The organism is Allobosea sp. P4_H5 (genome assembly GCF_056400825.1).
In genome coordinates, this window is record NZ_JBFUKM010000037.1 from 1 (window position 1) to 970 (window position 970).

Here is a 970-nt window from a genome sequence, read left to right on the forward strand (position 1 = left end):
GCGGGCCGAGGCGCAGATCGGGGCGATGCCGCTGTTCGCCCGGGCCATGCTCGGCTGGCGCCACGGTTTTGGCGAGCTCACCCCGCAAGCCCGGACCGCCTTCGTCGCCGGCACCACCCCGGCCACTGTCTTCGCCGCCAGGATCGATCGCGAGGCACTTGTGGCGGGAGCCGGCCTCGACTGGCGCATCTCGCAGGCCACCGCGCTCGGCCTGACCTACTCCGCGACAATCGGCGAGCGCTCCAGAGATCACGCCCTCAAGGGACGCGTCGAGATGCGGTTCTGAACAGGAGATCATGGAGCGGGCCCCGAGGCCGCCCTGATCGAATTGCCGGGCCGATGCCCGGCGATCGCATGGCCGGCGTAACCGGCCGCCGAGCGGCTCCTGCCTGCTCGGCTTGTTGCCTGCCTGTTGAGCTGGCCCGGCCTCCCTACGGCGGGGCCGGGCCTTTTCGTCCTTCCTAAGCGATCTAAAGCTGTTTAAATCAGCCGCATTCGACCCACGGCAGCGAAGCCCATGCCTTTTTCATCGCTGGAGCTGGCTGACCTCGCTCGCGCCGCCACGGCGTTGGAAACGGCATGGATGGCCATAAGGGTGATTGAACCTGATGCAGGAGAAACGGACCGCCTCAGGCTCGCATACATCGTGACGAGCCTGGCGCCGTCGGTGCAAGAAGCGGATGAGCTGGCGAGACGTTCGGTCGAGATGTATCAAGCCTCGCAGCTTTGACGTCGGGCTTGGAACCCAACAGCGCATCTGCGCGTTAAAGCGCCGGAATTCAAAGTAGTGCCTGCCTTTGGGCAGTGCAGATGGGCCGGAGGCCCACAAAGCCCCGCCGGTTCGCGCCAGCGGGGCTTTTGTCTTTTGATATTGCCGGCCAGCGCCAGCGGCATAAATTGTCGTCGTTGGTGATGCATTCCGGAGAGAGGAGATGCCATTTTCATCACTGAAGGACCCGGTTGATCTTGC

At 64.5% G+C, this 970-nt stretch carries 2 protein-coding genes; both read left to right on the forward strand.

Annotation, left to right across the window (positions count from 1 at the left end; all coding sequences use genetic code 11):
- Window positions 1-286, forward strand: a 286-nt coding sequence (locus tag AC1DS0_RS30780) for an autotransporter domain-containing protein (RefSeq protein ID WP_476816904.1), incomplete at its 5' end; no start/stop codon positions are given.
- A gap of 231 nt (window positions 287-517) precedes the next feature.
- Complete coding sequence (locus AC1DS0_RS30785) at window positions 518-730, forward strand: hypothetical protein (RefSeq protein WP_476817996.1); 213 nt, start codon at window positions 518-520, stop codon at window positions 728-730.
- Window positions 731-970 lie beyond the last annotated feature (240 nt).